The 24,000-nt window shown below is 62.4% G+C and carries 21 protein-coding genes; 5 read left to right on the forward strand and 16 right to left on the reverse strand.

Features of this window, described 5'->3' with window-relative positions; genetic code table 11:
• Positions 1-153 precede the first annotated feature (153 nt).
• The 3 genes from FSO04_RS39185 to FSO04_RS39195 form a co-directional block, all read right to left on the reverse strand.
• A complete protein-coding gene (locus tag FSO04_RS39185) occupies positions 154-618 on the reverse strand; it encodes a hypothetical protein (RefSeq protein WP_154566813.1) in 465 nt (154 codons plus the stop codon).
• 103 nt (positions 619-721) lie between these two features.
• Positions 722-1,285 (reverse strand): peroxiredoxin, encoded by a 564-nt coding sequence (locus FSO04_RS39190; protein WP_154566814.1) that lies wholly within the window; start codon positions 1,283-1,285, stop codon positions 722-724.
• 140 nt (positions 1,286-1,425) lie between these two features.
• Positions 1,426-2,760 carry an EAL and HDOD domain-containing protein gene (locus tag FSO04_RS39195; protein WP_154566815.1) on the reverse strand — a complete coding sequence of 445 codons (1,335 nt, stop codon included), beginning with the start codon at positions 2,758-2,760 and terminating at the stop codon, positions 1,426-1,428.
• Positions 2,761-3,058: 298 nt separating this feature from the next.
• Here FSO04_RS39195 and FSO04_RS39200 point away from each other — a divergent pair, with 298 nt between their 5' ends.
• Entirely contained in the window at positions 3,059-4,873 is a 1,815-nt protein-coding gene (locus tag FSO04_RS39200) for a putative bifunctional diguanylate cyclase/phosphodiesterase (protein WP_154566816.1), read from the forward strand.
• Between the two features lie 91 nt (positions 4,874-4,964).
• Positions 4,965-6,422, forward strand: a complete 1,458-nt coding sequence (locus tag FSO04_RS39205; RefSeq protein ID WP_154566817.1) for an HDOD domain-containing protein — start codon at positions 4,965-4,967, stop codon at positions 6,420-6,422.
• 134 nt (positions 6,423-6,556) lie between these two features.
• On the opposite strand, the gene FSO04_RS39210 is transcribed toward FSO04_RS39205, so the two are convergent.
• Positions 6,557-7,927: an EAL and HDOD domain-containing protein gene (locus FSO04_RS39210; protein ID WP_154566818.1), complete on the reverse strand. Its 1,371-nt coding sequence runs from the start codon at positions 7,925-7,927 to the stop codon at positions 6,557-6,559.
• Between the two features lie 267 nt (positions 7,928-8,194).
• On the opposite strand from FSO04_RS39210, the gene FSO04_RS39215 reads away from it, so the two are divergent.
• Entirely contained in the window at positions 8,195-8,953 is a 759-nt protein-coding gene (locus tag FSO04_RS39215) for an acetoacetate decarboxylase (RefSeq protein WP_154566819.1), read from the forward strand.
• Between the two features lie 188 nt (positions 8,954-9,141).
• Here FSO04_RS39215 and FSO04_RS39220 read toward each other — a convergent pair whose 3' ends face one another.
• Positions 9,142-9,936, reverse strand: a complete 795-nt coding sequence (locus FSO04_RS39220; RefSeq protein WP_154566821.1) for an ABC transporter substrate-binding protein — start codon at positions 9,934-9,936, stop codon at positions 9,142-9,144.
• A 281-nt stretch (positions 9,937-10,217) separates the two neighbouring features.
• Entirely contained in the window at positions 10,218-11,126 is a 909-nt protein-coding gene (locus tag FSO04_RS39225) for a LysR family transcriptional regulator (protein WP_154566822.1), read from the reverse strand.
• A gap of 126 nt (positions 11,127-11,252) precedes the next feature.
• On the opposite strand from FSO04_RS39225, the gene gstA reads away from it, so the two are divergent.
• Positions 11,253-11,882: a glutathione transferase GstA gene (gstA, locus tag FSO04_RS39230; RefSeq protein WP_154566823.1), complete on the forward strand. Its 630-nt coding sequence runs from the start codon at positions 11,253-11,255 to the stop codon at positions 11,880-11,882.
• Between the two features lie 61 nt (positions 11,883-11,943).
• Here the strand turns inward: gstA and astE are convergent, their stop codons facing one another.
• The 10 genes from astE to FSO04_RS39280 form a co-directional block, all read right to left on the reverse strand.
• Complete coding sequence (gene astE, locus FSO04_RS39235) at positions 11,944-13,008, reverse strand: succinylglutamate desuccinylase (protein ID WP_233465174.1); 1,065 nt, start codon at positions 13,006-13,008, stop codon at positions 11,944-11,946.
• Positions 12,992-14,332, reverse strand: a complete 1,341-nt coding sequence (gene astB / locus FSO04_RS39240; RefSeq protein WP_154566825.1) for an N-succinylarginine dihydrolase — start codon at positions 14,330-14,332, stop codon at positions 12,992-12,994. The genes astE and astB overlap by 17 nt, the downstream gene beginning before the upstream one ends.
• A gap of 9 nt (positions 14,333-14,341) precedes the next feature.
• Positions 14,342-15,805, reverse strand: coding sequence for a succinylglutamate-semialdehyde dehydrogenase (astD, locus tag FSO04_RS39245; protein WP_154566826.1), 1,464 nt, complete (start codon positions 15,803-15,805; stop codon positions 14,342-14,344).
• A 2-nt stretch (positions 15,806-15,807) separates the two neighbouring features.
• Complete coding sequence (gene astA / locus FSO04_RS39250; protein ID WP_154566827.1) at positions 15,808-16,845, reverse strand: arginine N-succinyltransferase; 1,038 nt, start codon at positions 16,843-16,845, stop codon at positions 15,808-15,810.
• The gene (gene aruF, locus FSO04_RS39255) at positions 16,842-17,900 is read right to left on the reverse strand and encodes an arginine/ornithine succinyltransferase subunit alpha (protein WP_154566828.1); all 1,059 of its coding nucleotides are present in this window, start codon (positions 17,898-17,900) and stop codon (positions 16,842-16,844) included. The genes astA and aruF overlap by 4 nt, the downstream gene beginning before the upstream one ends.
• Before the next feature lie 55 nt (positions 17,901-17,955).
• Complete coding sequence (locus FSO04_RS39260; RefSeq protein WP_154566829.1) at positions 17,956-19,191, reverse strand: aspartate aminotransferase family protein; 1,236 nt, start codon at positions 19,189-19,191, stop codon at positions 17,956-17,958.
• A gap of 143 nt (positions 19,192-19,334) precedes the next feature.
• Entirely contained in the window at positions 19,335-20,384 is a 1,050-nt protein-coding gene (locus FSO04_RS39265; protein WP_093632258.1) for a GlxA family transcriptional regulator, read from the reverse strand.
• Between the two features lie 37 nt (positions 20,385-20,421).
• A complete protein-coding gene (locus FSO04_RS39270; protein WP_054043063.1) occupies positions 20,422-21,213 on the reverse strand; it encodes an ABC transporter ATP-binding protein in 792 nt (263 codons plus the stop codon).
• 79 nt (positions 21,214-21,292) lie between these two features.
• Positions 21,293-22,006: an ABC transporter permease gene (locus FSO04_RS39275; protein ID WP_054043065.1), complete on the reverse strand. Its 714-nt coding sequence runs from the start codon at positions 22,004-22,006 to the stop codon at positions 21,293-21,295.
• Between the two features lie 4 nt (positions 22,007-22,010).
• Positions 22,011-22,700, reverse strand: a complete 690-nt coding sequence (locus FSO04_RS39280) for an ABC transporter permease (protein WP_168435988.1) — start codon at positions 22,698-22,700, stop codon at positions 22,011-22,013.
• A gap of 1,095 nt (positions 22,701-23,795) precedes the next feature.
• Here FSO04_RS39280 and FSO04_RS39285 point away from each other — a divergent pair.
• Positions 23,796-24,000, forward strand: a 205-nt coding sequence (locus tag FSO04_RS39285) for a helix-turn-helix domain-containing protein (RefSeq protein ID WP_166618349.1), incomplete at its 3' end; no start/stop codon positions are given.

Consider the following 24,000-nt stretch of genomic DNA (forward strand, 5'->3'; position numbering starts at 1 on the left):
AGCTGCTTTCTCTTGCCTACTTCTCTTTGCAGCCGGCAAAGAGAAGTAGGTGCCGCCCCGCACAGGGGCAACGCTAATAGACCACTAACAATTCAAGGAAAGGCCAACGCCCCAAGAACACTGACAATGCCGCCGCAAAAGGCAAAAAAACATCTAAAGCCTCTGCCCAACAGCAAGCAAAAAAATCCGCCGCCACTGCTTAGCCTGCCGCTCGCCCAGCATGGGCAAAACCCAAACCTGATGCTTAGCGTCTTTGACCATCAAAGCGACCTGCCACTGAGCATCATGGCTCTGCACCTCAGCCCCAAGCAGATCAGCAAAAATATAAGCCCCCAGCTCGCCGCCAAGGCGAACCTCACAGAACCGCTTACCAGCAGCAAGCCGTACCGAACCCCAGGTTCCTGTAAGTTCGTGAGTCCAATCACCATCGCGAACATTAGAAGCGACCTCCTTCCGACGCCGCCACCAATAAACAACCGCAGCAACCAAAAGCAAACCAACAAAAACAGCAACCCCAACAGCAACAGCCAAACCAAAAGCCGCCTGCAAGGCATAAAACGCCCGCACAGCGCCATACACCAGCGCGATCAGCGCAATGAGTGCAACAATAATCGGCATCGCAAGCTCACCCGGCAAAAAAACTCAGGCTAGCACGAGCAACGCCCGAACCTCATGGCAAAAAAACATTGCGAAAAACGCGCCGCCGCGCAAAGCCCAACCGTTATGGCTGCTTATGCGTCGCCGCCCAATCCTTCACCGCCTTCAGCGTATTCTCGACGTGCTTCTCCGGTGACAGACTCGTGTACTCATAAATAATCTTGCCGTCCGGCGCAATCACATACGACACACGATTGGCCATCGAGCTATGCATCGGCAAGCCAGCATCATAAGCGCCGATCACCTTCGAATCGGCATCGGCCGCCACCGGGAATTTGCTGCGGCATTCGCTCACCGAAAACTTCGTCAAGGTGTCGATGTTGTCGTGCGATACGCCAATCACCGTCGCGCCATATTTCTTGTACTCGTCGACAGCTTCGGCAAACTCGTGGGCTTCGATAGTGCAGCCCTGCGTGAAAGCCGCCGGATAGAAATACACCACCACCGGCCCTTTCTTCAATTCGTCGGCAAGCGAATACGCGTAGGTCTTGCCGCCCAGTGAAGCCTGGGCGGTAAACGGCGGCGCGGCATCACCCGGCTTGAGCGTGGCTGAAGCCGTCAGCGAATGCATCGCGAATCCCACCGACAAGACAGCCGCCAGCGTCATCGGAATGAGTTTTCTCTTCATCTGCAGTCCCCTCGAAACGTTAATGCACGCAGTCAGTGCAATAAGCCGAAGGTCACGGCGTTCAGCCGAACCTCGGCAACCTCAATACGCTATTGAAACACGTACAGACAAGGTACGTCAGAACCTGCTCGACGGATGCATCAGGCAGCTTCTTCGACATGCGCGCCGAACCACGCCGCAGCGGACAGGTTCAGCTCCGCCAGCACCTCGGGCGTAAGCGCCGCGAAGCCGGGCGGCGCATCGGGTCCGGCTGCGATCAAAGCGGCATCGGTGCCCTCGCCGGCCGCTTCGGCAATCCGCAACAAGGTGCCGAGCGCGCCGCCGCGCGTGACGATCGCTTCACGAATCTGCGGGGCAAGGCCGAGCTTCTCGAGGACAGCCGCCGGCGTGCTGCCGAGCACCACATGGACCAGAGAGAAAATTCCGGTCATGAAAGCGGCGTCGGCAAAATCGTCATCGGACGGACGCAGCCAGCCTGCCGCCAACTCCATGAAGCGCGAGCGCGTGCCGGCCAGTTGCACAAGCGGATCGGCGCGCCACGGCAGATCGCCGCTGTCCGCGTACAGCAGTAGTTGCGCCCAGCGCGCAATCTGCCGCGTGCCGGTGGCGATGATGGCCTCACGCAGCGAGGCAATATTGCGCCCCAGCCCGAACGCGCTCGAATTGACGAGGCGCAGCAGTTGCACCACCACGCTCGGATTCAGCTTGAGTTCCGCTTCGAGTTCGACAATCCCGGCATCGCGCGACAACAGCGCCAGCAAACGCAGCAAACCGGGGCGCGGCGAGCGGTTGCGCGGCGCGGCCAGCACCTGCGGCCGCGCGAAGAAGTATCCCTGGAACAGGTCGAAGCCGAGATCGCGACCAAGCATAAAGTCTTCGCGCGTCTCGACCTTCTCCGCGATCAGTGTCTTGCCATGGCTGCGGACCGTCGACGCCAGTTTGGCAAGCACTGACCGCTCGGTCTGCAGGAAGTCGATCTTGACGATATCGGCGTGCGGCAGCGCGGCGAGCAGCTCATCCGACAGTTCGCTGACGTCGTCGAGCGCCACCTGGAAGCCGGCGCGGCGCAATTCGGTCAGCCGGCGGGCCAGATGCGCATCGAACTTGACGGTTTCGAGAATCTCGAGCACGAAGCGCTCGGGCGGCATCAGATGGACGATGTCGTTAAAGAGCAGCGCGCGGTCGATATTGACGAAGCCGCGGTGCTGGCCCAGCACGGCCGCCACGCCGATCCCGCCGATCGCACGAGCCACGACCTGCGCCGTCGCCTGGGCGTCGTCGCTGACCTCGGCATAGTTATGCGCGCCGGATCGAAACAATAATTCGTAAGCATTGAGCGCGCCGTCGCGATCGAGAATCGGCTGGCGCCCCAGATAAACGTACTGTGCCCCGGACGCCGGGTCGGCGTCTTCGGCACCTTGTTCAAGCACCTCGATGTGCCGGGGGGTGGCCCTGACAAAGTGACGTTCAGACATGGATCATCGGTGCAAGTGTTCGGAAAGCTACGCAGCGACGTCATCGCCGGCACTGCACAGCAGGTTTGACGTATTAACGGAAACGAAGCCGGTCCACTTTAACTGAATCGCCCTCGCGACGCCGCCGGGCCACGCCGCCGCTTCCTTACCATTTGTTTTTTGCAGCAGGCGCTAAAGATTTTCCGCCGCGGGTCGTTATCTTGTTCTGATGGGGCGGCCTGATACCTCTCAACCGCCCGAATACGGCGGGCAGTAAGCCGCCCCGCCTGCAGACGAACACAGGTTGCCAGCGACAAACATGGAAGCGAACAGGATCACCGCGCCCCGCCGGGGCTCCTTGCGCACGGTCATCGACCGGTTTCGTGCGTTCGGCCGGCATGCACACGGCAAACCGCAAGCCGGCGTCAGCCGCGCTGCGCAACTGGAACAGGTGGTCGGCGCCGTCGATCTTCTGGCGCACATCGATGAGGGCCTGCGCTTCCTCTATGTTTCCGACGCGAGCCTGCGCTTCATCGGTTATCACCGTGAGTATCTCGAGACCATCACGCTGCACGATCTCGTGGCGCCTGCCGACGTGCCGCGCCTCGATGCGCTGCTGACGCGCGCTACCTCCACAGGCAACGTCGAAAAGGCCACACTCGGCCTCATCAAGTCACTGACCTACCCGATCACAGTCGAATTGCGCGTGGTACGCAGCATGCATGACGGCGTCGAAGGCTATGCGATCGCCGGCTTCGACGTGTCCGCGTGGCGCGCCACCGAGGAACGCCTGACCCAGGCGCTGCATCTGGACCGCCTGACCAACCTGGCCAATCAACCGGCGCTGATCCCCGCGCTGCTCGACGCGCAGCAACAAGCCGACGCCCACGGCACGCCGGCCGCGCTGCTGCTGCTCGACCTCGACGACTATCAACGCGTGAACCGCGCGCTCGGCTACGATGCCGGCGACGAGATGTTGCGCGACACGGCGCGGCGTCTATTGAACATGACGAGCCCGAACGAGACTGTGGCGCGTGTCGCCAGCGACGAATTCGCGATCCTCGTGAAGCCTGCCGCGAGCCGCACCGACGCCGCAGCAGCAGCCGAAGCGCTGGCGCGCCGCCTGCTGACCGCGATCCAGCAGCCGTATGTCTTCAACGGCCAGCAGGTGCACCTGTCGGCAAGCATCGGCATTGCGCTCTACCCCGACGTGCGCCACGCCAACGACGACGCCGCCCACGACACGCACCTGCTGCGCTGGGCCGACCACGCCTTGCTGCAGGCGAAGGCGGCCGGCGGCAACACGCTCGCCTTCTACGTACCGGACGACAACCCCGCCGACGCCGAGCGCCTGAAGCTGGAGGCCGATCTCTACGACGGCGTGCGCAATGGCGAGTTTTCGCTGCACTTCCAGCCGATCACGAGCAGCCGCACGCACGGCGTGGTCGGCGTCGAAGCGTTGATCCGCTGGTCGCATCCCGTGCACGGCCTCGTGCCCCCTTCGATGTTCATTCCGCTCGCGGAATCGATCGGCCTGATCAACTTCCTCGGCAACTGGGTGTTGAAGGTCGCCTGCATGCAGTTGATCCAGTGGGACGCGCGGGGCATCTCGTTGCAATACGTCGCCGTCAACGTGTCGCCGCAGCAGTTCCGCGACCCGCGTTTCAAGGACAGCGTGCGCGAAGCGATCGAGTTGACGGGCATCGATCCGCGCCGCCTCGTGTTCGAGATCACCGAAAGCCTGCTGATGCACGACCCGGCGCATGCCAAGGGTTTGCTCGAAGAACTGACGGCGATGGGTATCCGCTTTGCCGTCGACGATTTCGGCACCGGCTATTCGAGTCTGGCTTACCTGCAACGATTCCCTCTCGCCAAGCTCAAGATCGACAGGAGTTTTGTCGAGAATCTGCTAACCTCCCGGAACGATCAGGCAATCGTTAGCGCGGTCGTCGGGCTCGCACAAACGCTCGATCTCGAACTGGTTGCAGAGGGCGTCGAAACGGAAGCACAACGCAGCCTGCTCACCGAGATGGGATGCGACCACATACAGGGATGGCTCGTCTGCAAGGCGTTGCCCTCTGACGAACTCGCGCAGCGTTTCGAAGCGCGCACGCTTCACCTGCACACCACATAGCGATGCAGGCAAACCTCGTGCGCAGCGGAAGATGCCGGCCTCGCGCCGGTGCAGCACTCATTGGAACATGTATGGCTTTGGCGGGATTCACATGGTAAAGGCGGCGGTGCTCGACCGGCTCTGGACTCGAATGAGCGAGCGCGGCGATTTCCCCATGCTGTCGCAGTCGTTGCGCACCACCATGGCGGCGATGAACAACGACGACCTCGACTTCACCGGCCTCGTGCAGGTCGTGTTGTCGGACTTCGCGTTGACGCAAAAAGTGCTGCGGCTGGCCAACTCGGCCATGTACATGGCCTTTGGCGGCAACATCACCACCGTCTCGCGCGCGCTGATGGTGCTCGGCATGGACGCGGTCGGCCATCTGGTGGTCGGCCTGAAAATCGTCGATCACTTTCATCACAGCGCGCCGCGCCGTATCGACGCGAAACTCGAATTGAACCGCACGCTGCTGTCGGGCTGCGTCGCGCGCAAGCTGACCGAGCGCGGCGATCTGCGCGCCGGTGAAGAAGCCGTGGTCTGCACGCTGATGCGGCAGATCGGCAAGCTGCTGGTGGTGTTCTATCTCGACGCGGAGTGGGATCAGATCCGCCGGCATATCGACGACGACACACTCGAAGCCGATGCCTGCGTGCTGGTGCTCGGCGTCACGTTCGACGAAATCGGCGCCGAAGCCGCGGTGCGCTGGCGCCTGCCGGACATGATCCGCTCCGGCATGGGCGAGTTCGATCCGCTGGACGTCGAGCAGCCACGCCAGGTGCAGTGGCTGCGCGCCATCACCAACTATTCGACGGCGGTCGCCGACGTGCTGACCCAGCAGAACATGCCGGACTGGGAGCGCGAAGAACGCATCGCCGAACTGGCGCAGGAATACAGCCACGCACTGAATACCGATCCGGACGTGCTGCATGGAATGAGCATCGCGCTCGCCCGTGAAGAAGGCGGCGACGGCGTGATGCGCGAGATCGTCGAGCTGCGTGCCAATGCGGACGCGATCGCGCGCGAGGCGCTCAATCCGGAAGCACGCATCGCGGCGGGGGTGGGCGATCTGCGCGGCCTGCCCGACGGCAGCGCGCTCGCGCCGGCCCTCGCGCTGGCTGCGGAAACCGTGCTGGCGGCGCTCGGCTTTGCGCGCACGGTGGTGTTCGTCAAGCACAGCAACGGCACCTTCAAGGCGCGCCTCGGACTCGGTCCGAAGATCGACGCGGCGCTGCCGAAGCTGTCGTTCAACACCGCGTTCGAGCCCGATGTGTTTCACCTCGCAATCGCGAACTCGGTCGGCATTTTCATCGAGAACGCACGTGATCCGAAGATGGTCGCGCGATTACCGGAGTGGTTCCGCCGTTCGTTCGACGACGCCCGCGCGTTCGTGCTGTTACCGGTAGTCGACGACACCGATCAGACGGTGGCGCTGCTATATGGCGACTGGTCTCATACGCAGGAGCCACGCCGAATATCCCAGAAGGAAATGAGCGCGTTGAATGAGTTAGCCAAGGAGTTAGGTCGTTTTTTTGGCCTGGGGCAGATGCAGGAAATGGAGACGATGTGAAGACGTGGCGTGATCGTTGATCACGGTGCTTCACTCTCACCGGTTTTGTGTTTGCCCTAAATCACGAATCTCAGATGTGCAAAGGCCGGCGTGCGCAGCATGCCGGCCTTTGCTTCAAACCTCAAACCCGCCCCTCAATCCTCAATCCGCTCCAACCCCTCCGCACTCCGATCCGCCACCCCGGCCCACGCCCCCGCCGCCCACGCGAGCAGCGCGATCTCTTCCACCGTCAACGGCTGCAAGCGCGCGCACAAGGCATCGAGCTCATCCCACGCCCCGCGCTCAAGCGCTTCGACTGCGGTCAGCAACAACCCCAGCACGCCCTGCCGATGCAAAATGCCCGCCTGAATCGGCCGCGATAGCGTCAGCACATTCAGTGTGCTTTCGAGCGAGCCACCAAACACCGCATCGACAAACGAAAACACGCCAGTCAGAAACGCTGCATCGGCTTCGTCACGCCCCGCTTCGGGCAAGCGCTCGATCGCCAGCTCCATGAAGCGCGCCCGGGTCGCCGCGAGTTGCAGCAGCGGATCGTCCTCGAGCGCAACCTTGCGGCCATCCGCGTACAACAGCAATTGCGTCCAGCGCGCGATCCGATTCGTGCCGGTCGCATTGATCGCTTCGCGCAGCGTCGTGACCTTGTGGCCGACGGCGAGGCCGCTCGAATTCGCGAGCTTCATCAGGTGCATGACCAACACCGGATTCAGCTTGAGTTCGGCTTCGAGTTGCGCGACGGTCGGGTCGCCCGATAGCAGTTGCAGCAGATTCAGCAACGCATGCCGCGGCGCGCTGACACGCCGCGTCGTCGAGGTCTGCGCACGCGCAAAGAAGTAGCCCTGGAAACGGTCGAAACCGAGACCATGCGCCTCTTCGAAATCGGCCTGTGCATCGAGACCCAGCGCGATCAGCAGCTTGCCCGCGGACTTGAGCACGCTCGTCAATTTGGGCAACAGCGCTTTCGACGCCCGTGGGAAATCGATCTTGACGACTTCCGCGTAGGGCAGCAGCTTCGCAAACGTTTCATCGGGCTGCGTCACTTCATCGAGTACGAAGCGATAGCGCCGCCCGTGCAATTGAACGATGCGCGCAATCAGCGCATCGTCGACCACAATCGACGGCGACAATTCGAACATGAAGCGGTCAGTGGGCAGGTGCAGGATCGAATCGTCGAACAGCATCTCGCGGCTTACATCGACGTAAGCGGGATGCCCGGTGAGCGCACCGCGCAGATTGCCCTGCATCAACCCGCGAATCACGGCTCGCGCCACGAGCTGCGCGGGATCGGGCGCGCGGCCCGGCGAGGCATCCGCAGCCGAATCGACGGCCGGTGCGGCACCCGCGTCAGATTCGGTGCCCATAGGCAATTCCGGCGCGCGCACCTTGATCTCATAGCCGCACAGCATGCCGTCCCGATTCAGAATCGGCTGGCGCGCGAAGCTGGCATTCAGTTGCGCATCGTCCGCAACCCCCGTCTGGCTCGGTTTCTCGATTGCGATGGTTGTCATTCTGGTCCCCCGCTAAGCGCCGCCCTGGCGCTTCCTGCTGTATTTTGGTTTTTGCTGCACCAATCGCGCACATCCAAGCCCTGAGGCCCTTTGCGCGTGCGGTGTGCCCGCCGATTTTAGCGCAGGCCGATGCGCGCGGACATGTCAACGCCGCAATATCTCGAAATAATTGGCAACCTGTCTCGCTGAAGAGAAGGAAAGAATCGACGATACTCTTGTGCAGTGCAGAAGCGCTCCACCACCGGCCTTTAACCACCAAGGAAAATCATGGACGTCAAAAGCGTGCTGTCAAATGCCTTCGCGATGCCGATCACGAACCCGGCGTTTCCGATGGGTCCGTATCGTTTCGTCGACCGGGAATTCCTGATCATCACTTACCGCACCGATCCGGACAAACTGCGCGCCGTGGTGCCCGAGCCGCTGCAGATCGGCGAGCCGCTCGTCCATTACGAATTTATTCGCATGCCGGATTCGACCGGCTTCGGCGACTACACGGAAAGCGGTCAGGTGATCCCGGTGTCGTACAACGGCGTGGCAGGTGGTTACACGCTGGCGATGTATCTGGACGACCATCCGCCGATCGCCGGCGGCCGCGAGTTGTGGGGCTTTCCGAAGAAGCTCGCCTCGCCGGTGCTGGAAGTCCATACCGACACGCTCGTCGGCACGCTCGATTACGGCCCCGTGCGCATCGCCACCGGCACGATGGGCTACAAGCATCGGCAACTGGATCTCGCGCAGCAACAGAAGCGTCTGGAGACGCCGAACTTCCTGCTGAAAGTCATTCCGCACGTGGACGGCACGCCGCGCATTTGCGAACTGGTGCGCTACTACCTGCAAGACATCACCCTTAAAGGTGCATGGACGGGTCCCGCCTCGCTCGAACTGGCACACCATGCCCTGGCGCCGGTCGCGGAATTGCCGGTGCTCGAAATCGTCGAGGCACGGCATCTGCTTGCCGATCTGACGCTAGGACTCGGTGAAGTGGTGTTCGACTATCTCGATCAGCCTGAAGCGAACGTGCGCTGACCGAGTGTCGCGGTGCGGCGTGCGCGACATGCATGAAGCGCATGAAACACACAGCACCATGCACCAGACGCGCATCAGACAGGCGGCGCATCAACCGCCGCCTCAAAAAACAACCGGCCGCATCAAGCGGCCGGTTGTCTCAAGCAAAACCATTCAAGCAAAGCCATTCAGGCAAAACACCCAACGCCTTACTTCAACACGACCTTCACGTCGAAGTACTTCGCGGCGAAGCGGTCGATCGTGCCGTCGGCCTTCAGTTCCTTCAGCGCCTGATTCACGGCGTCCTTCAACGCCTTGTCGCCCTTGCGGATGCCGAAGCCCACGCCCGCGCCGAGCAGCTTCTCGTCACTGACGGCCGGGCCGGCGAAGTCGAAGCCTGCGCCTTGCGGCTTCTTCAAAAAGCCCTTCGAAGCCGCTTCCGCGTCCTGGAATGCAGCGTCCAGACGGCCCGATGCGAGGTCGGCGTAGATCTGGTCCTGGGTCTGATACGGCACGACGTCGACGCCAGCCGGCGCCCAGCGCGCCTTCGCATACGTTTCCTGAATCGTGCCTTGCAGCACGCCGACGTGCTTACCCTTGAGCGAGGCCGCCGTAGGCAGCAGACCGCTGCCCTTCTTCGCGATCATCTGATTCGGGATCGTGTAGATCGGATCGGTGAAGTCGATGGCCTGGCGGCGCTGTTCCGTGATCGTCATGTCCGAGTTGATCGCGTTGAACTTGCGCGCTTCCAACGCCGGAATCAGGCCGTCGAACGAGTTCTCGACCCACACGCATTTCGCCTTCAGCTTTGCACACACGGCATTGCCGATGTCGATATCGAAACCTTGCAGCTCGCCCGAGGGCGACTTCGATTCGAACGGCGCATACGACGCCTCGACGCCGAACCGCACTTCCTTGATATCCGCCGCCGATGCGGACCCTGCCGCTACCGTTGCCGTCGCGAACAGCGCGCGCGCAGCCATGTTTCGCCAATTCATCTTCATTACGGGTGTTCCTCTACGGTATTGAATAAGACGGAGCCGAATCCGGGCGAGCATGATTGCCGCGCCAAAAATGCGATTCAAACTCGTGCGGCCAGTGTGGTGCAGCGCAACAGCCGCGAGGGCGGGATTGTACAGGCTTCGAATCGCGGTCCTGCAGGCGGCCCTGTAAGCGGCCCTGTGGGCGCCCCTTTGCCCGGCTCGTTTGGCGAACCGGATAACGCGCGCTTAAAGGTGCAACTTCGTGTCGCGCTCAGGCAAGCCGGCACGCACTCCGATGCACGTCAGACCGCACCGTCGCCGGCCGCGAAATCGCTGCCGAGCCGCTCCGACAGATGCGTGTAGACCGCCGCGACATGCGGCAGATGACGCGACTCCGGATGCGCCAGCACCCAGACCTGCGATTCGGCTTCGTCGAGCGGCGGGGTCAGTTGCACGAGATCGTCGCGCTCACGCGCGAGGAAGGTGGGAAAGATGCCGACGCCGAAGCCGCGCACCACCAGCTCGAACACCGCCATCACGCTATTGGTCTTGTAGCGTGGCTCGACCGTCGGGCAATGGCGCTTGCGCCACAGAACCGAAGGATGATCGCCGAGCGAACTGTCCGGTGCTGCCCAATCGCAGCGCGACAGCGCTTCGGCATCGCTCGCCCGGATAGCGCTCCCCTTCGCGGCAAACACGGCGATGCGCAGCGGGCCCACATGTTTGCCGACCAGATGATCCGGCGCTCGGCGCGTGGCGCGCACGGCGATATCGGCGTCGCGTTTGGTCAGGCTCGCGAGGCTGTTGGTGGCGGTCAATTCGAACGACAACGCCGGATGCAGCGCCGCGAAATCATGCAGCGCGGGCAGCAGGAGGCCGTAGAGCACGGTATCGGTGGTCGTCACGTGAACCGCGCCGCTGACGCGGTCACTGCTCGCCTGCACGGTCGAGCGCGCTGCCGCCAGCTCGCTTTCGATGCGCTCGGCGTGGCGCGCCAGTTGCGCACCGAGCGGCGTCGCGCGATAACCGCTGCGCGAACGCTCGAACAGACGTTGCCCGAGCCCGCGTTCAATCCGCTGCACGGAGCGAAAAATCGTCGAAGCGTCGATACCCAGGCGCTGCGCGGCCTCGGCCAGCGTGCCGGCGCGCACCAGCGCAAGAATGGTCTGGGTATCCGCCGAAGTCAGTTCGTATTGCGTTTTTGCACGCATGGTTTGGCAAGCCGCCTGTTTATTCTGAATGCGATCCGGGCTACTTTTACCACATCGACTTGTCGGCCGACGAGCCTTGCCACCGGCACCTGCCGGGACTTCACTCTCGTTTATAGCGGTGACACCATGAAACTCTATTACTCACCGGGCGCCTGCTCGCTGGCCGTTCACATTGCCCTGCGCGAAGCCGGACTCGACTTCGAAACCGTCAAGGTCAACTTGCAAACGCACAAGCTCGCCAATGGCGACGACTACTACGCGATCTCGCCGCGCGGTTATGTGCCACTCGTCGAATTCGACGACGGCTCGCGCCATACCGAGGGCGCCGCGCTGTTGCAATACATCGCCGATCTTGCGCCGGCGCGCGCCCTGTTACCGGCCACCGGGACGCCGCAGCGGCTCGAAGCGGTCGCATGGCTCACCTATATCAGCACGGAATTGCACAAGACCTTTAGCCCGTGGCTATGGCATCAGGAGACAGCCGAATCGACGAAGCTCGAATGCCGCACGAAACTCGCTACACGCTTCAGCGAACTCGAGGGTGTACTCACGTCGCGCGACTATCTCACGGGACAGTACTCGGTCGCCGATGCGTACGCATTCACGGTGTTGAGCTGGGCGCGGATGCTGTCGGTGGATCTAGGCCCGTATCCGCACCTCAGCGCGTATCTGGCCCGCGTGGCCGCGCGGCCGAAGGTACGTGAGGCGATGGTGGTAGAAGGATTGGTCAGCGAGACCGCGACGCAAGCCGCGTAAGCGGTCTGGTATGAGACGTTGCGCGCAAAGGCGCGCAACGTTCTGCTCTGCAATGACGCGTCTAAACGAGACTGGACAATGTGTCCTGCGTCGTCTCGACCACCAGCAAACCCGCGCGCAAGCCAGGCTTGACTGTTGCGTTCGGAAACACAAGGCGTTCCTCATCGTGACGCACGGTGTAGCGATAATCGCCATCGCGTGCGAGCACGGTGTCTTTCACGAAGGGCGTGAAATTCGGCACATCCGTGGCCACCAGCAATTCGAATGCGTCGCTCTGCTTGGTAAGCTGGTCGATCACGGTGAACACGCGCGGCATTGCCGCGGGCACGTTGCCGTTCTTTGTACCGGCCAGCAGATGACGCAGCGCTTCATCCGCGCCGGCGAAACGCGCCAGATCGTTCTGACCGAACGGGCGCACCTTGCCGAGTTCGAGCGTGCACGCTTCGGCGCCACATGCCTGCGCGGTGAAGTGCGAGTACGTGTTGCCCTTGGTCGTATGAAGCAGGACGGCGCTGATGCGCGCTTCGCCGAGCCATTCGAACATGGCGCGCGAAAACGGCTTGCCGGTGTGCGGCAACAAGGCGAATTGCTCGAAAGCCGAGGGGCGGATCGCCGTATGCATGTCGACGTGCCAACGGCCCCCCGGCTCCTGCGACGCCGCGGCAAAGAACTGCGTGGCCGCACGCTCCAACGCCGCCGCGCGCGGCGCTTCGTGGCTGTGCGGCACCTGCTCGTGACGGCCGCTGAAGAGGCGGTTCAGATCGTCGTCGCGATACCGGCACGCGTCGCGCATGGCGTCGACGTTGCCGAGAATCACCAACAAACGGCACGTCAGCGCGGCATCGCCTTGTGCGATATCGCGAACGAGGTACGACAGCAGTTCAATTGGCGCGGTTTCATCGCCATGCACGCCGGCAGAGACGAGCACGCTGCGGGTGCCGTCATCCCGCACCGCGGGCTCCATGAGCAGCACGCCGTCGTCGAGCCATGACCAGCGCACGGCGTTGTCGTTGTTGCCGCACACACCCTGCGCTTCCTGCGCGCCAGGCCGCGTCCCCGCCAACGTGTAGGCAAGGAAATCGTCGAGCATCGAAACCGGCATGCCGTGCTCAGCGCTGGAAGTCATATAGCGAACCGAGGCCGAGAATCTGCGTCAGTTCGTCGAGCGCAGTGCGCGACTCGGCGAGCAATTGCGGATCGGTCAAATCGGACGGTGCGAGACGATCGCGATAGTGCTTTTCGATCCAGGTGTCGAGGCGACCGAACAGCTTGTCGTTGATCCACACGCCAGGCGTCACTGCAGCGCGCTCGGTATCGTTCAGCACCACGCGCAGACGCAAACATGCCGGGCCGCCGCCGTTCTTCATGCTTTCGCGCAGATCGAACACGAGCACGTCGTCGATCGGACCGGTGTGCGAGGTCAATTCGTCAAGGTATGCACCCACGCGCGCGTTTTCGCGGCATTCCTGCGGCACCACCAGCACCTGCTTGCCGTCCGGGCGCGTCAGCAACTGGCTGTTGAACAGGTACGACGTGACCGCGTCGGACACGCTCACTTGCGCATCGGGCACTTCGATCACGTTGAACTCGGCCTTCAGCCCAGTGAGCTTCGTGCGCAGTTCGTCGTACACCGCGTTCTGTTCGACGAACGCGAGTTGATGGCAGAACAGCGTATTACGGTTGCCGACAGCGATCACGTCGTTATGGAACACACCCGCATCGATCACGTCGGGGTTCTGCTGTGCGTACACCGTGGCCGCTTCTGCCAGACCGTGACGATGCGCGACCGCGCGGCTCGCCTCGAAGGTCTGACGTGCGGGAAAACGCTTCGGCTCCGGTCCGCGGCGATATTCGCTGCGTCCGTACACGAAGAATTCGACGCCACGTGTGCCGTATTCCGAGCAAAAACGCGTGTGATTCGCCGCGCCTTCGTCGCCGAGTGCCGGTGTGCCGGGCAGCGCTTCATGCACCGCGAAACGATCCGCGTCGCTGAAAATCGCGCGCAAGGTGCGGCGCGTCGATTCGTGCTCGATCGCGCGATGCAGCTTACTGCACAGATTAGCCGGCGTGAAGTGCACGCGGCCGTCGTGCGTGTCGGCCGACGGACTCACCGTCGCCGCATTCGCGGTCCACATCGCCGAAGCCGAACTTGCTGCGGCCAGCAACTCGGGCGCGTCTTTAGCGACGCGTGCGATCACCGTCGCGTCATCGCCCGAAAAGCCGAGTTCGCGCAAGAGACGCATCGAAGGACGCTCCTGCGGCGGCAACACGCCTTGATGAAAGCCGAGGTCGGCCAATTGCTTCATCTTGCGCAGGCCCTGCTTGGCAGCGGCCTTCGGATTTGCGACCGACTTCTCGTTGTTCTGCGACGCAACGTTGCCGAACGAGAGCCCGGCGTAATTGTGGGTCGGGCCGACGAGACCGTCGAAATTGGCTTCAGTGGCTTGCATCGTCGATCCTTAGAATTGAAGGCCCGGCGAAACGCTCGCGGGCATTTGCAGTTGCGCGCTTTCGACGGACGCCATCGGATACGCGCAGTAGTCGGCAGCATAGAACGCGCTCGGGCGGTGATTGCCGGAACGTCCCGGACCACCGAACGGCGCGCCCGACGATGCACCATTAGTCGGCCGGTTCCAGTTGACGATGCCCGCGCGAATGGTGCGCTGGAAATGCGTCCACAGGGCTTCGTCGTCGGCGAGCAGACCGGCGGAGAGGCCGAACTCGGTATCGTTGGCTTTGTCGAGCGCCTCGTCGAACGTGCCGTAGCGGATGATCTGCGCCAGCGGTCCGAAATGCTCTTCGTCCGGCAGGTCCTTCACGGCGGTCACGTCGAGAATCGCGGGCGTGACGAAGCCGAGTTTCGGATCGCGCTGCTCCATCTTCAGCAGTGCTTTCGCGCCGTCGGCCAGCAGACGCTCTTGCGCCGCAACCAGACGCGAAGCCGCTCGCGCGGAAATGACAGCGCCCATGAACGGCTGCGGATCGGTGTTGTATTCGCCGACGCTGATGCGCGAAGTCACTTCGGTCAGGCGCTCTATAAAGCGGTCACCGAACGCATCATTTGGTACGAAGATACGGCGCGCGCACGTACAACGCTGCCCCGCCGACAGAAACGCCGACTGAATCGTGTGATGCACAGCGGCATCGACATCCGCCACCGGTCCAATCACGAGCGGATTGTTGCCGCCCATCTCCAGTGCGAGGACGATCTCCGGACGGCCGCCGAATTGCTTGTGCAGCAATGTTCCGGTATCCGAACTACCCGTGAAGAACAAGCCGTCGATCTGTCGATGATTGGCAAGTGCAATGCCCGTCTCTTTCTCGCCTTGCACAAGGTTCAGCACGCCGGCGGGCAAGCCCGCATCGCGCCAGATCTGCACCGTGAGGGCCGCCACGCCCGGCGCGAGTTCGGACGGCTTGAACACAACCGCGTTACCCGCGATCAGCGCCGGCACGATATGCCCGTTCGGCAAATGCCCCGGGAAGTTATACGGCCCGAACACCGCCACCACACCATGCGGACGATGCCGAAGCACGGCAGTGCCGTCGGCCATCGGTGAACGCTTTTCGCCGGTGCGCTCGTTGTACGACTGAATCGAAATCTCGACCTTCGCCGCCATCGAAGCGGCTTCAGTGCGGGCTTCCCACAGCGGTTTGCCGGTCTCGCGGCCGATCGCTTCGGTCAGTGCTTCCTTGCGTTCCGTCACGAGCGCGGCGAAGCGGCGCACCACGCCGCAACGCTCGTCAAGGCTCAAGGCCGACCACGCCGCAAACGCACGGCGCGCGCTGCGCACTGCACGATCGACGTCATCCGCCGAGGCGCTGTTGCCTTCCCACACCGTCGCGCCCGTACCCGGGTTGCGCGACGCGAATGCGGGTCCTGTGCCGGCGGCCCATTCGCCGTCGATGAAAAGCTCGCTCATGATCATCCTTGTTTGTGTTTCAGCGGCAGCACCCGAACCGGGTCGCCTGCCTTGACGTCGAGTGCGGCCGCCTCGGCGGCGCTCATGCGGAACACGCCGTCTTGCGGCACGCCCGCAGCCACGCCCACGCGAAAATCGCCCAGCGACGTATTCGATACCATCGAACGCGGTGCATCCTGCGGCGCGCCCGCCGGCACGTCGGCGATCTCGACCTGCACCACCACGCTTTCGCGCACCGTGCGCAAGTCGGCGATATGGCATTCGAGCACTGGGCCCGCATCGAAGATATCGACGTGATTCTCGTAGCGCAGCCCTTCCGATTCGAGCATGCGGCGCGCCGGAATCGTGTCGTTGTGCGTGAGGCCGACGCATTCCTGCGCTTCTTCCGGCAGCAGTTCGACATACACCGGATAACGCGGCATCAGTTCGGCGAGAAACGCCTTGCGGCCGTGCGAGCTCAGATAGTCCGCCGCATTGAAATCGATCTGGTAGAAATGCGAGCCGACCGCACGCCAGAATGGCGAAGTGCCTTCCGCATCGAAATGGCCGCGCAATTCCGCGCACAAACGCTGCGGAAAGCGCTCGCGAAACTGCGCGAGAAACATGAAGCGCGAACGCGACAGCAAACCGCCGACGCCGCTCGTGCGGTAACGCGGGCTCAGGAACAGCGAGCACACTTCGGCGTAACCCGTCAGGTCATGCGAAATGTTCAGCGCGCGCATGCGCGTCCAGATGCCGAGGTCCTGGCTCGCGTGCACCACCGTGCTCACGCGATAGTTGTAGAACGGTTGCTGCAGGCCGACTGACGTTTCGATGCCGCATACGCCGGCCACGTCGCCGGTGTCGGTGTCTTCCATCACGAAGAAGTAACCGGCTTCGTGCGGCTCGGCCTTGTCTTCCATCGTGCGGCGGGCACGCTCAACGCGCGCCGCCAATGCATCGCGATCCGGCTTGAAGGTGGTGAGACCGGGACCGGTCTCCTGCGCGAGCCGCATGAGCGCGTCCACATCGCCTCGTTGCACAACACGAACGACGATCATCGTGCGTCTCCCGTCAATTCTTCCTGATGCGGCTGATGCAGCGGCACGCAGCGTACCGCGTCGCCCTCCTGCACGCCAAGTGCGGCGCGCGCCGCATGCGACAACGATGCGCCGGTCGTCTTTTCGCCCGACAACGTATCGAGCACACAGCGGAACTCACCGTCCACACCGTTGTGCGCGATCAGATAGGTCGAGCCCTCGGCAGCCGCGCCGGCTTCGCGCACCACACGTGTTTCATTACGCGTCACGCAGGCGCTGCGATCCACCTGCGCGGTCAACACCGGGCCCGCGTCGAAAATGTCGATAAAGCGGTCCGTCTCGAAGCCTTCTTCGAGGTGAATGTCATACGCGAGCAGTGCCTTCGAATCCGGTTCGCCGAGCACGCGCTGCGCCGCTTCCGGCAGCAAGGGCACATAGATCGGATAGGTCGGCATCACTTCGGCGATAAAGGTGCGGCTGCGTCCGCCCGATTCGATTTCGATGTCGGCGAAATTGCGGCCGAAGAACTTGCGCCCCACCGCTTCCCAGAACGGCGACACACCTGAGTCGTCGGTCACGCCGAGCAGCAGCGAGAACACTTCAGGCGTGAAGCGCTTGCGATTGGCGGCGATATACATCATCCGCGCCCGCGACATCAGATGCGCGGCCGCATCGCCACGCAGCGACGGGTCGATGTAAAAGCCCGCCAGCCGGCTCTTGCCGGTCAATTCATGCGACATGGTCAGCGCGTGAATCTTGCGATTCACGTGCAACTCACGCGACGCATGAATCAGCGCGTCATTGCGAAACGCGTAGAACGGGTCAGAGTAACCGGCTGCGGCGACGATGCTCGCCGTGCCCATCAGCTTGCCGCTTTCCGCATCCTCGAGCACGAACAGATAGAACTCCTCGCCCGGAAAATCGACATCCGCGCGAAACGAGTCTTCCGACAACGCGACGCGCGCTTCGAGCGCGCCCCGGTCGTGCGGCAGCGAATGCAGCACCGGTTGCGCGGTGCGCGCCATATGTTCGAGCGCATCGAGATCGGCGAGGCGGCCGGGGCGTACGAAGAGCATCATCGTTCCTGTTGAATGTGACGCATGATTCAGTGCTTTAGCGCGGTGCCGTGGTTCACTTCGACGCGGCTTCAGTCTTTGCGCCGACGATCTCTTCGATCGCCTTCGCCAGACGCGCGAAGCCTTCATACATATCGTCGAGCGGCATGATCAGCGACGGCACGAAACGCAGCACGTCCGGACCCGCCATCAGCATAATCACGCCGTGCTCACCCGCAGCCGTGACGAAATCTTTAGCGCGGCCCTTGAACGCATCGGTCAATTCAGCACCGATCAACAGACCCTTGCCACGCACTTCCTTGAACAAACCGAAGCGTTCGTTGAGCTTCGCGAGTTGGCCCTTCAATGCTTCGCTGCGGGTACGCACGCCTTCGAGCACCTTCGGATCGCTGATCAGCTCGACCACCTTCTCCGCGATCGCCGCGCCCAGCGGATTGCCGCCGTAGGTCGTGCCATGCACGCCGACCTTGAAGTGCGCGGCCAGTTCGGTGGTGGTCAGCATCGCGCCGATCGGGAAACCGTTGCCGAGCGCCTTCGCGGTGGTCAGGATGTCCGGCGTCACGCCAGTGTCCTGATAGGCGTAGAAATGGCCGCTGCGGCCCACACCCGTTTGTACCTCGTCAAAAATCAGCAGTGCGCCGTGCTCATCGCAGGCTTCGCGCAGCGCCTTCAGGAATGCCGGATCGGCCGGGATCACACCGCCCTCGCCCTGGATCGGCTCGACGATCACCGCGCAAGTCTTCGCGCCGATTGCTTTCTTCGCCGCTTCGATATCGTTGTAAGGCAGATGGATGATGCCGGCCGGCACCGGGCCGAAGCCTTCCGAATACTTCGGCTGGCCACCGACGCTCACCGTGAAGAACGTACGGCCATGGAACGACTGCGTGAACGAGATGATTTCGACCTTATCGGCGCCATGACGCTCGAACGCGACGCGGCGCGCCAGCTTCAATGCCGCTTCGTTCGCTTCCGCGCCCGAGTTGGCGAAGAATGCGCGGTCGGCGAAAGTCAGGTCTTCGAGACGTTTGGCAAGACGCAGTACCGGCTCGTTGGTGTAGCCGTTACCGATGTGCCACAGCTTGCTGCCCTGCTCGTGCAGGACTTTCAGCAGTTCAGGATGCGCATGACCGAGCGCGGTGACGGCAATACCGCCGGCGAAGTCGATATAGTCGCGGCCTTGCGTATCCCAGACGCGTGAGCCGAGACCGCGATCCGGCACGAAGGCGGCGGGCGAAAACACCGGCACCATCACTTCGTCGAAGGTCTGGCGTGTCACAGTCAGGTCGTTCATGGCGAATCCTCGTTACAGGTGAGAGGTAATACACGTAGTGTAGGAAACCGCACGCGATACGTCTTGCGCATACGCGACGCTTTCTATGAGCTTCCGGGCGGATATGTCGCGTGCAGCTTGCAGACTGCGCGCTTTCCGGCCGCTTATTCCGCCTGGTCGGGCCGTTCGATCAACGCGGCCGGTCGCGGCTCACTGGCCGCGGCGCCGGTCGCACCGGTCTGCTTGTCGATCCAGTTACGACGATCCTCGCGTGGTGTGACACCAAAGCGTTCGCGATAAGCATTCGAAAAGTGCGCCGCCGACGAAAACCCGCAAGCAAGGCTGATCTGCACCACCGATTTGCTGGTGCGCTGCAATTGCGTGCGCGCTTTCGAAAGCCGCAGCCCCAGATAGTATTTGGACGGCATCGAGCCGAGGTACTGACGAAACAGGCGCTCCAACTGACGCCGCGAGACACCGACGAGACCGGCGATTTCGTCGGTGGTCAGCGGGTCTTCGATATTCGCTTCCATCAGCATGAGCGCATCGTTCAGACGCGGATGACGCTCGCCCGGCGCGGTCACGAACGGAATGCGCTGACGCTCCTCACCCGCGCGCAACACGCCGACGCCCAGCGTGTCCGCAATCCGGTCCGCCAATTCGGGCCCGTGATCGCGGCCGATCATCGCCAGCATGAAGTCGACGGTCGCCTGACCGCCCGCGCAGGTGGCGCGATCACGGTCGATTTCGAAAATTTGTTGAGTGACGATCGAGCGCTCGAACTGCTCGGAGAACTGCTGATAGGTTTCCCAGTTGACGCTCACGCGATAGCCGGACAACTGCCCCGCCATCGCCAGCCACCAGACGCCGTGATGAATGCCGGTGACGAGCGGCGTGCGCTGCCCGACGCGCGACAGACTTGCCAGAAACAGCCGGTAGTCCGCGAATTGCTGGAACCGTTCGCTGACGATGATCAGCCAGTCGCACGAAATGGCATCGCCGAAGGCGGCATCGGCCGGCCATTGCGCGCCGCCCGACAAGGGCACCGCGCGGCCGTCCCACGAACACACCTGCACGCGGTACAGCGCCCGGCCGTCGATTTCGTTGGCGAGATTGAGCGCGTCGACAATCGGCCCCACGCCCGACATCGACACCGGCGGCAAGGCGACGATGGCGACCTGCGTGGTGCGAGCCGGGTTGGACGTGCGAGCCATCACTTGTCAGTAAAACGCGGGATGCGCGAGCCGCGCGTTACTTCAGGCTGCCGGACAGGAACTGCTTGAGCCGTTCGCTGCGCGGCGTGGTCAGCACTTCAGCGGGCAAGCCCTCTTCTTCCGTGCGGCCCTGGTGCAGGAACATCACATGGTTCGACACGTTGCGCGCGAAACCCATTTCGTGCGTCACGACGATCATCGTGCGGCCTTCTTCGGCGAGCTTCTGCATCACCTTCAGCACTTCGCCGACCAGTTCGGGATCGAGCGCGGAAGTGGGTTCGTCGAACAGCATGACATCGGGGTTCATCGCCAGCGCACGCGCAATGGCGACCCGTTGCTGCTGACCGCCCGACAAATGCGACGGATACTGCTTTTCCAGACGCGGCGCGAGACCGACCTTCTCGAGATATTCGCGCGCCCGTTCTTCGGCTTCGCGACGTGACATGCCGAGCACATGAATCGGTGCTTCGACGATGTTCTCGATCACGTTCATGTGCGCCCACAAGTTGAAGTGCTGGAACACCATCGCCAGTTTCGTGCGGATGCGTTGCAGCTGCTTGTGATCGGCCACTTCCAGATTGCCGGCGCGGTCGGCTTTGGTCTTGACCATTTCGCCGTCGACGACGATCTGCCCCGCGTTCGGCCGCTCGAGAAAATTGATGCAGCGCAGGAAGGTGCTCTTGCCCGATCCGCTCGCGCCGATGATGCTGATCACGTCACCCTTGTTGGCGTTCAGCGACACGCCTTTGAGCACTTCATTGTCGCCGTAGCGCTTGTGGATGTCCTGGACGGCGAGCTTGCAAGCTTCGGTTTGAGTCGTGTGGAGCAAGATGCTCTCCCTTTGAAAATACGGATCAATCTACGTGACGGCGCGAACCCGCCGCGCCGCTCAATCGAAACATGCCTACTCAGTGCGTGCGCACCGCCAGGTAACCCAGCCAGTGACGCTCCGCGCGGCGGAACAAGGCCACCAGCCCAAACGACACCACCAGGTAAATCAGCGCCGCGAGGCCGAACGCATCGAACGACTGATACGTGGCGGAATTCGCATCACGCGCCACCTTCAGGATGTCCGGCACCGTGGCCGTAAACGCGACCGTGGTGGCGTGCAGCATCAGGATCACTTCGTTACTGTACAACGGCAGCGCCCGGCGCAGCGCGGACGGTATCACAATGCGGCGGTACATCGTGAACCAGCTCATCCCGTAAGCACGGGCCGCTTCCACTTCGCCGTGCGAAGTCGAACGGATCGCGCCGGCGAAAATCTCGGTGGTGTACGCGCAGGTGTTCAGGGCAAAAGCGAGAATCGCGCAGTGAAAGCCGCTGCGGAAAAACGCGTCGAGCAGTTGATGCGAGCGCACGAATTCAAGGCTGTACATGCCGGTGTAGATCAGCAGCAGTTGCACGTACAACGGCGTGCCGCGAAACACGTAAGTGTAGAGACGCACCGGCGTCGACAACCAGCGCTTCTTCGATACGCGCGCCACCGCGAGCGGAATCGCCATGAAAAAGCCGATCCCGATCGACGCCACCAGCAGCCACAGCGTGACCGCCAGACCGGACATACGTTGACCGTCCCAGTACAGGAACGCGCGCCAGAATTGATTGAGAATGTCGATCATGGTCTTAGAGCTCCGCGTGGCGCACGCCGATGGAATAGCGCTTTTCCAGCCAGATCAGCACGAGATTCGACGCGGTGGTGATCGCCAGATAGATCAGCGCGGCGACCAGAATGAAGAAAAACATGTTGAAGGTGCTCTTGCCGGCGTCCTGGGCGGCTTTGACGACATCGGCGAGACCGATGATCGACACCAGCGCCGTGGCCTTGACCAGCACTTGCCAGTTATTGCCGATGCCTGGCAGCGCGAAACGCATCATCTGCGGAAACAGGATGCGCCTGAACACCCGCGCGCCGCTCATGCCGTACGCACTGCCCGCTTCGAGCTGGCCGCGCGGCACGGCGAGAAACGCGCCGCGGAAGGTTTCGGTGAAGTACGCGCCGTAGATGAAGCCGAGCGTCAGCACGCCGGCCACGAACGGATCGATATCGAACTGCGGCAGATTGAGCGCATCGGTGAGATTGTTGACCGCGATCTGGATGCTGTAGAACAGCAGCAGCATCAGCACGAGGTCGGGCACCGAGCGGATCAGCGTCGTATAGCCGGTTGCGATCGCCCTGAGCGGGCGGTTGAAGGAGAGTTTCGCCGCCGCGCCCGCGAGGCCGAGCAGCACGGAGGCTGCCAGCGACAGGACGGACAGCTCGATCGTCTGGATCGTGCCGGCCAGCAACACCGGACCAAAGCCGTAAAGGAACACGCGTGTCTCCATCCAGGTTTTATTGAGGATGTCATGGATGGGGGCGGGTCATGCCTGCCCGACTCATCCGGCATGACGCGGAGTCTCGCAAGCGGAAATTAATTTCTCAAAGGGAGACGGAGGGGGTGCTGCGGTGCAGCAATCGGCCGTTTGCCACGGCTTGGTGCTGGCAGGGCTTGGTTTTGCGGGGGATATGGGTTTGTAAGGTGCGTGACACGCGGTGAGCGCTGCCGCGATTTAGCAAGTTTTGGGTCGCTTTTTCGATATAGATTGGGGCCTGCGGCGCGTCTTGTTTGTCTGTGTTCTTAGCGCTTTGGCCTTTCCTTGTTCTGGCTTTGGTGCCTTTCCTTGTTCTGGCTTTGGTGCCTTTCCTTGCATTGTTGGTGGTCTATTAGTGTTGCCCCTGTGCGGGGCGGCACCTACTTCTCTTTGCCGGCTGCAAAGAGAAGTAGGCAAGAGAAAGCAGCTTAAACCGCTAATGCTAAGTGGGCTCCGTGGTCTGCTACGGGTAGTGGTGCATCTGGAATCCGTGTTCTCGCACATTCCGCGTTAGTGACAAAGGACTCATCCGCTCCCACTCCGCACTACGTGCGTCGCGGACGGGTCTGCATGGGAAACCACCGGCTTCGGTTGAGGTTTGTGGGAGCCGTCGGCTTCGCCTCGGCGATGCGCTCTGCCCCCACCTGGGACCCCCCCACTTCAAATGATTTGTCGGTGCCCCGCAATCACGGTCACGGCTGCTGCTGCTGCGGCGGTGCAAGGACGAGCCACGATCTGATGGTGAGACGCGAGCGCCAAAACGTAGCGGGTGGTTTTATGAAGTACTCTTCGGCGCGCGCAGCGCCGCCGGAAGTATGACGCCCTTGTCACTAGCCTATGCAGGGGCACGAACACAGATTCCAGATGCACCACTACCCGTTGCAAACCACGGTACCCACTTAGCAGGAGTGGTTTGAGCTGCTTTCTCTTGCCTACTTCTCTTTGCAGCCGGTGTATAGACCGGAGACATAGCTGACAGACGTGCGGGGACATCATTGACACTTCCGGGTATTAAAACGCCCGGTCCCGACCATGCCCTGGAACGCAAGAGACACCATGAGCCTCCGACAGGAATTTGTTCATCTGGCCAGTCAGAACACGCTGACGATGACTGAGCTGTGCCAGCGCTTTAATATCAGCCGGCAGACCGGCTACAAATGGCTCAATCGCGGCGAGAACGCGCTGTCAGATCAATCCCGGCGCCCTGCCAGCAGTCCCTCGAAGACCCCCGCTGCCATGGAGCAGGAAGTGGTGCGGCTGC

The sequence above is a fragment of the Paraburkholderia madseniana genome (assembly GCF_009690905.1).
Taxonomy (GTDB): domain Bacteria; phylum Pseudomonadota; class Gammaproteobacteria; order Burkholderiales; family Burkholderiaceae; genus Paraburkholderia; species Paraburkholderia madseniana.

What these genes read in the sequence shown, in the direction of transcription:
- FSO04_RS39185 (WP_154566813.1), bottom strand. Translation starts at nt 618, where the DNA reads ATGCCGATTATTGTTGCACTCATTGCGCTGATCGCGCTGGTGTATGGC.
- FSO04_RS39190 (WP_154566814.1), bottom strand. Translation starts at nt 1,285, where the DNA reads ATGAAGAGAAAACTCATTCCGATGACGCTGGCGGCTGTCTTGTCGGTG.
- FSO04_RS39195 (WP_154566815.1), bottom strand. Translation starts at nt 2,760, where the DNA reads ATGTCTGAACGTCACTTTGTCAGGGCCACCCCCCGGCACATCGAGGTG.
- FSO04_RS39200 (WP_154566816.1), top strand. Translation starts at nt 3,059, where the DNA reads ATGGAAGCGAACAGGATCACCGCGCCCCGCCGGGGCTCCTTGCGCACG.
- FSO04_RS39205 (WP_154566817.1), top strand. Translation starts at nt 4,965, where the DNA reads ATGGTAAAGGCGGCGGTGCTCGACCGGCTCTGGACTCGAATGAGCGAG.
- FSO04_RS39210 (WP_154566818.1), bottom strand. Translation starts at nt 7,927, where the DNA reads ATGACAACCATCGCAATCGAGAAACCGAGCCAGACGGGGGTTGCGGAC.
- FSO04_RS39215 (WP_154566819.1), top strand. Translation starts at nt 8,195, where the DNA reads ATGGACGTCAAAAGCGTGCTGTCAAATGCCTTCGCGATGCCGATCACG.
- FSO04_RS39220 (WP_154566821.1), bottom strand. Translation starts at nt 9,936, where the DNA reads ATGAAGATGAATTGGCGAAACATGGCTGCGCGCGCGCTGTTCGCGACG.
- FSO04_RS39225 (WP_154566822.1), bottom strand. Translation starts at nt 11,126, where the DNA reads ATGCGTGCAAAAACGCAATACGAACTGACTTCGGCGGATACCCAGACC.
- gstA (WP_154566823.1), top strand. Translation starts at nt 11,253, where the DNA reads ATGAAACTCTATTACTCACCGGGCGCCTGCTCGCTGGCCGTTCACATT.
- astE (WP_233465174.1), bottom strand. Translation starts at nt 13,008, where the DNA reads ATGACTTCCAGCGCTGAGCACGGCATGCCGGTTTCGATGCTCGACGAT.
- astB (WP_154566825.1), bottom strand. Translation starts at nt 14,332, where the DNA reads ATGCAAGCCACTGAAGCCAATTTCGACGGTCTCGTCGGCCCGACCCAC.
- astD (WP_154566826.1), bottom strand. Translation starts at nt 15,805, where the DNA reads ATGAGCGAGCTTTTCATCGACGGCGAATGGGCCGCCGGCACAGGACCC.
- astA (WP_154566827.1), bottom strand. Translation starts at nt 16,845, where the DNA reads ATGATCGTCGTTCGTGTTGTGCAACGAGGCGATGTGGACGCGCTCATG.
- aruF (WP_154566828.1), bottom strand. Translation starts at nt 17,900, where the DNA reads ATGCTCTTCGTACGCCCCGGCCGCCTCGCCGATCTCGATGCGCTCGAA.
- FSO04_RS39260 (WP_154566829.1), bottom strand. Translation starts at nt 19,191, where the DNA reads ATGAACGACCTGACTGTGACACGCCAGACCTTCGACGAAGTGATGGTG.
- FSO04_RS39265 (WP_093632258.1), bottom strand. Translation starts at nt 20,384, where the DNA reads ATGGCTCGCACGTCCAACCCGGCTCGCACCACGCAGGTCGCCATCGTC.
- FSO04_RS39275 (WP_054043065.1), bottom strand. Translation starts at nt 22,006, where the DNA reads ATGATCGACATTCTCAATCAATTCTGGCGCGCGTTCCTGTACTGGGAC.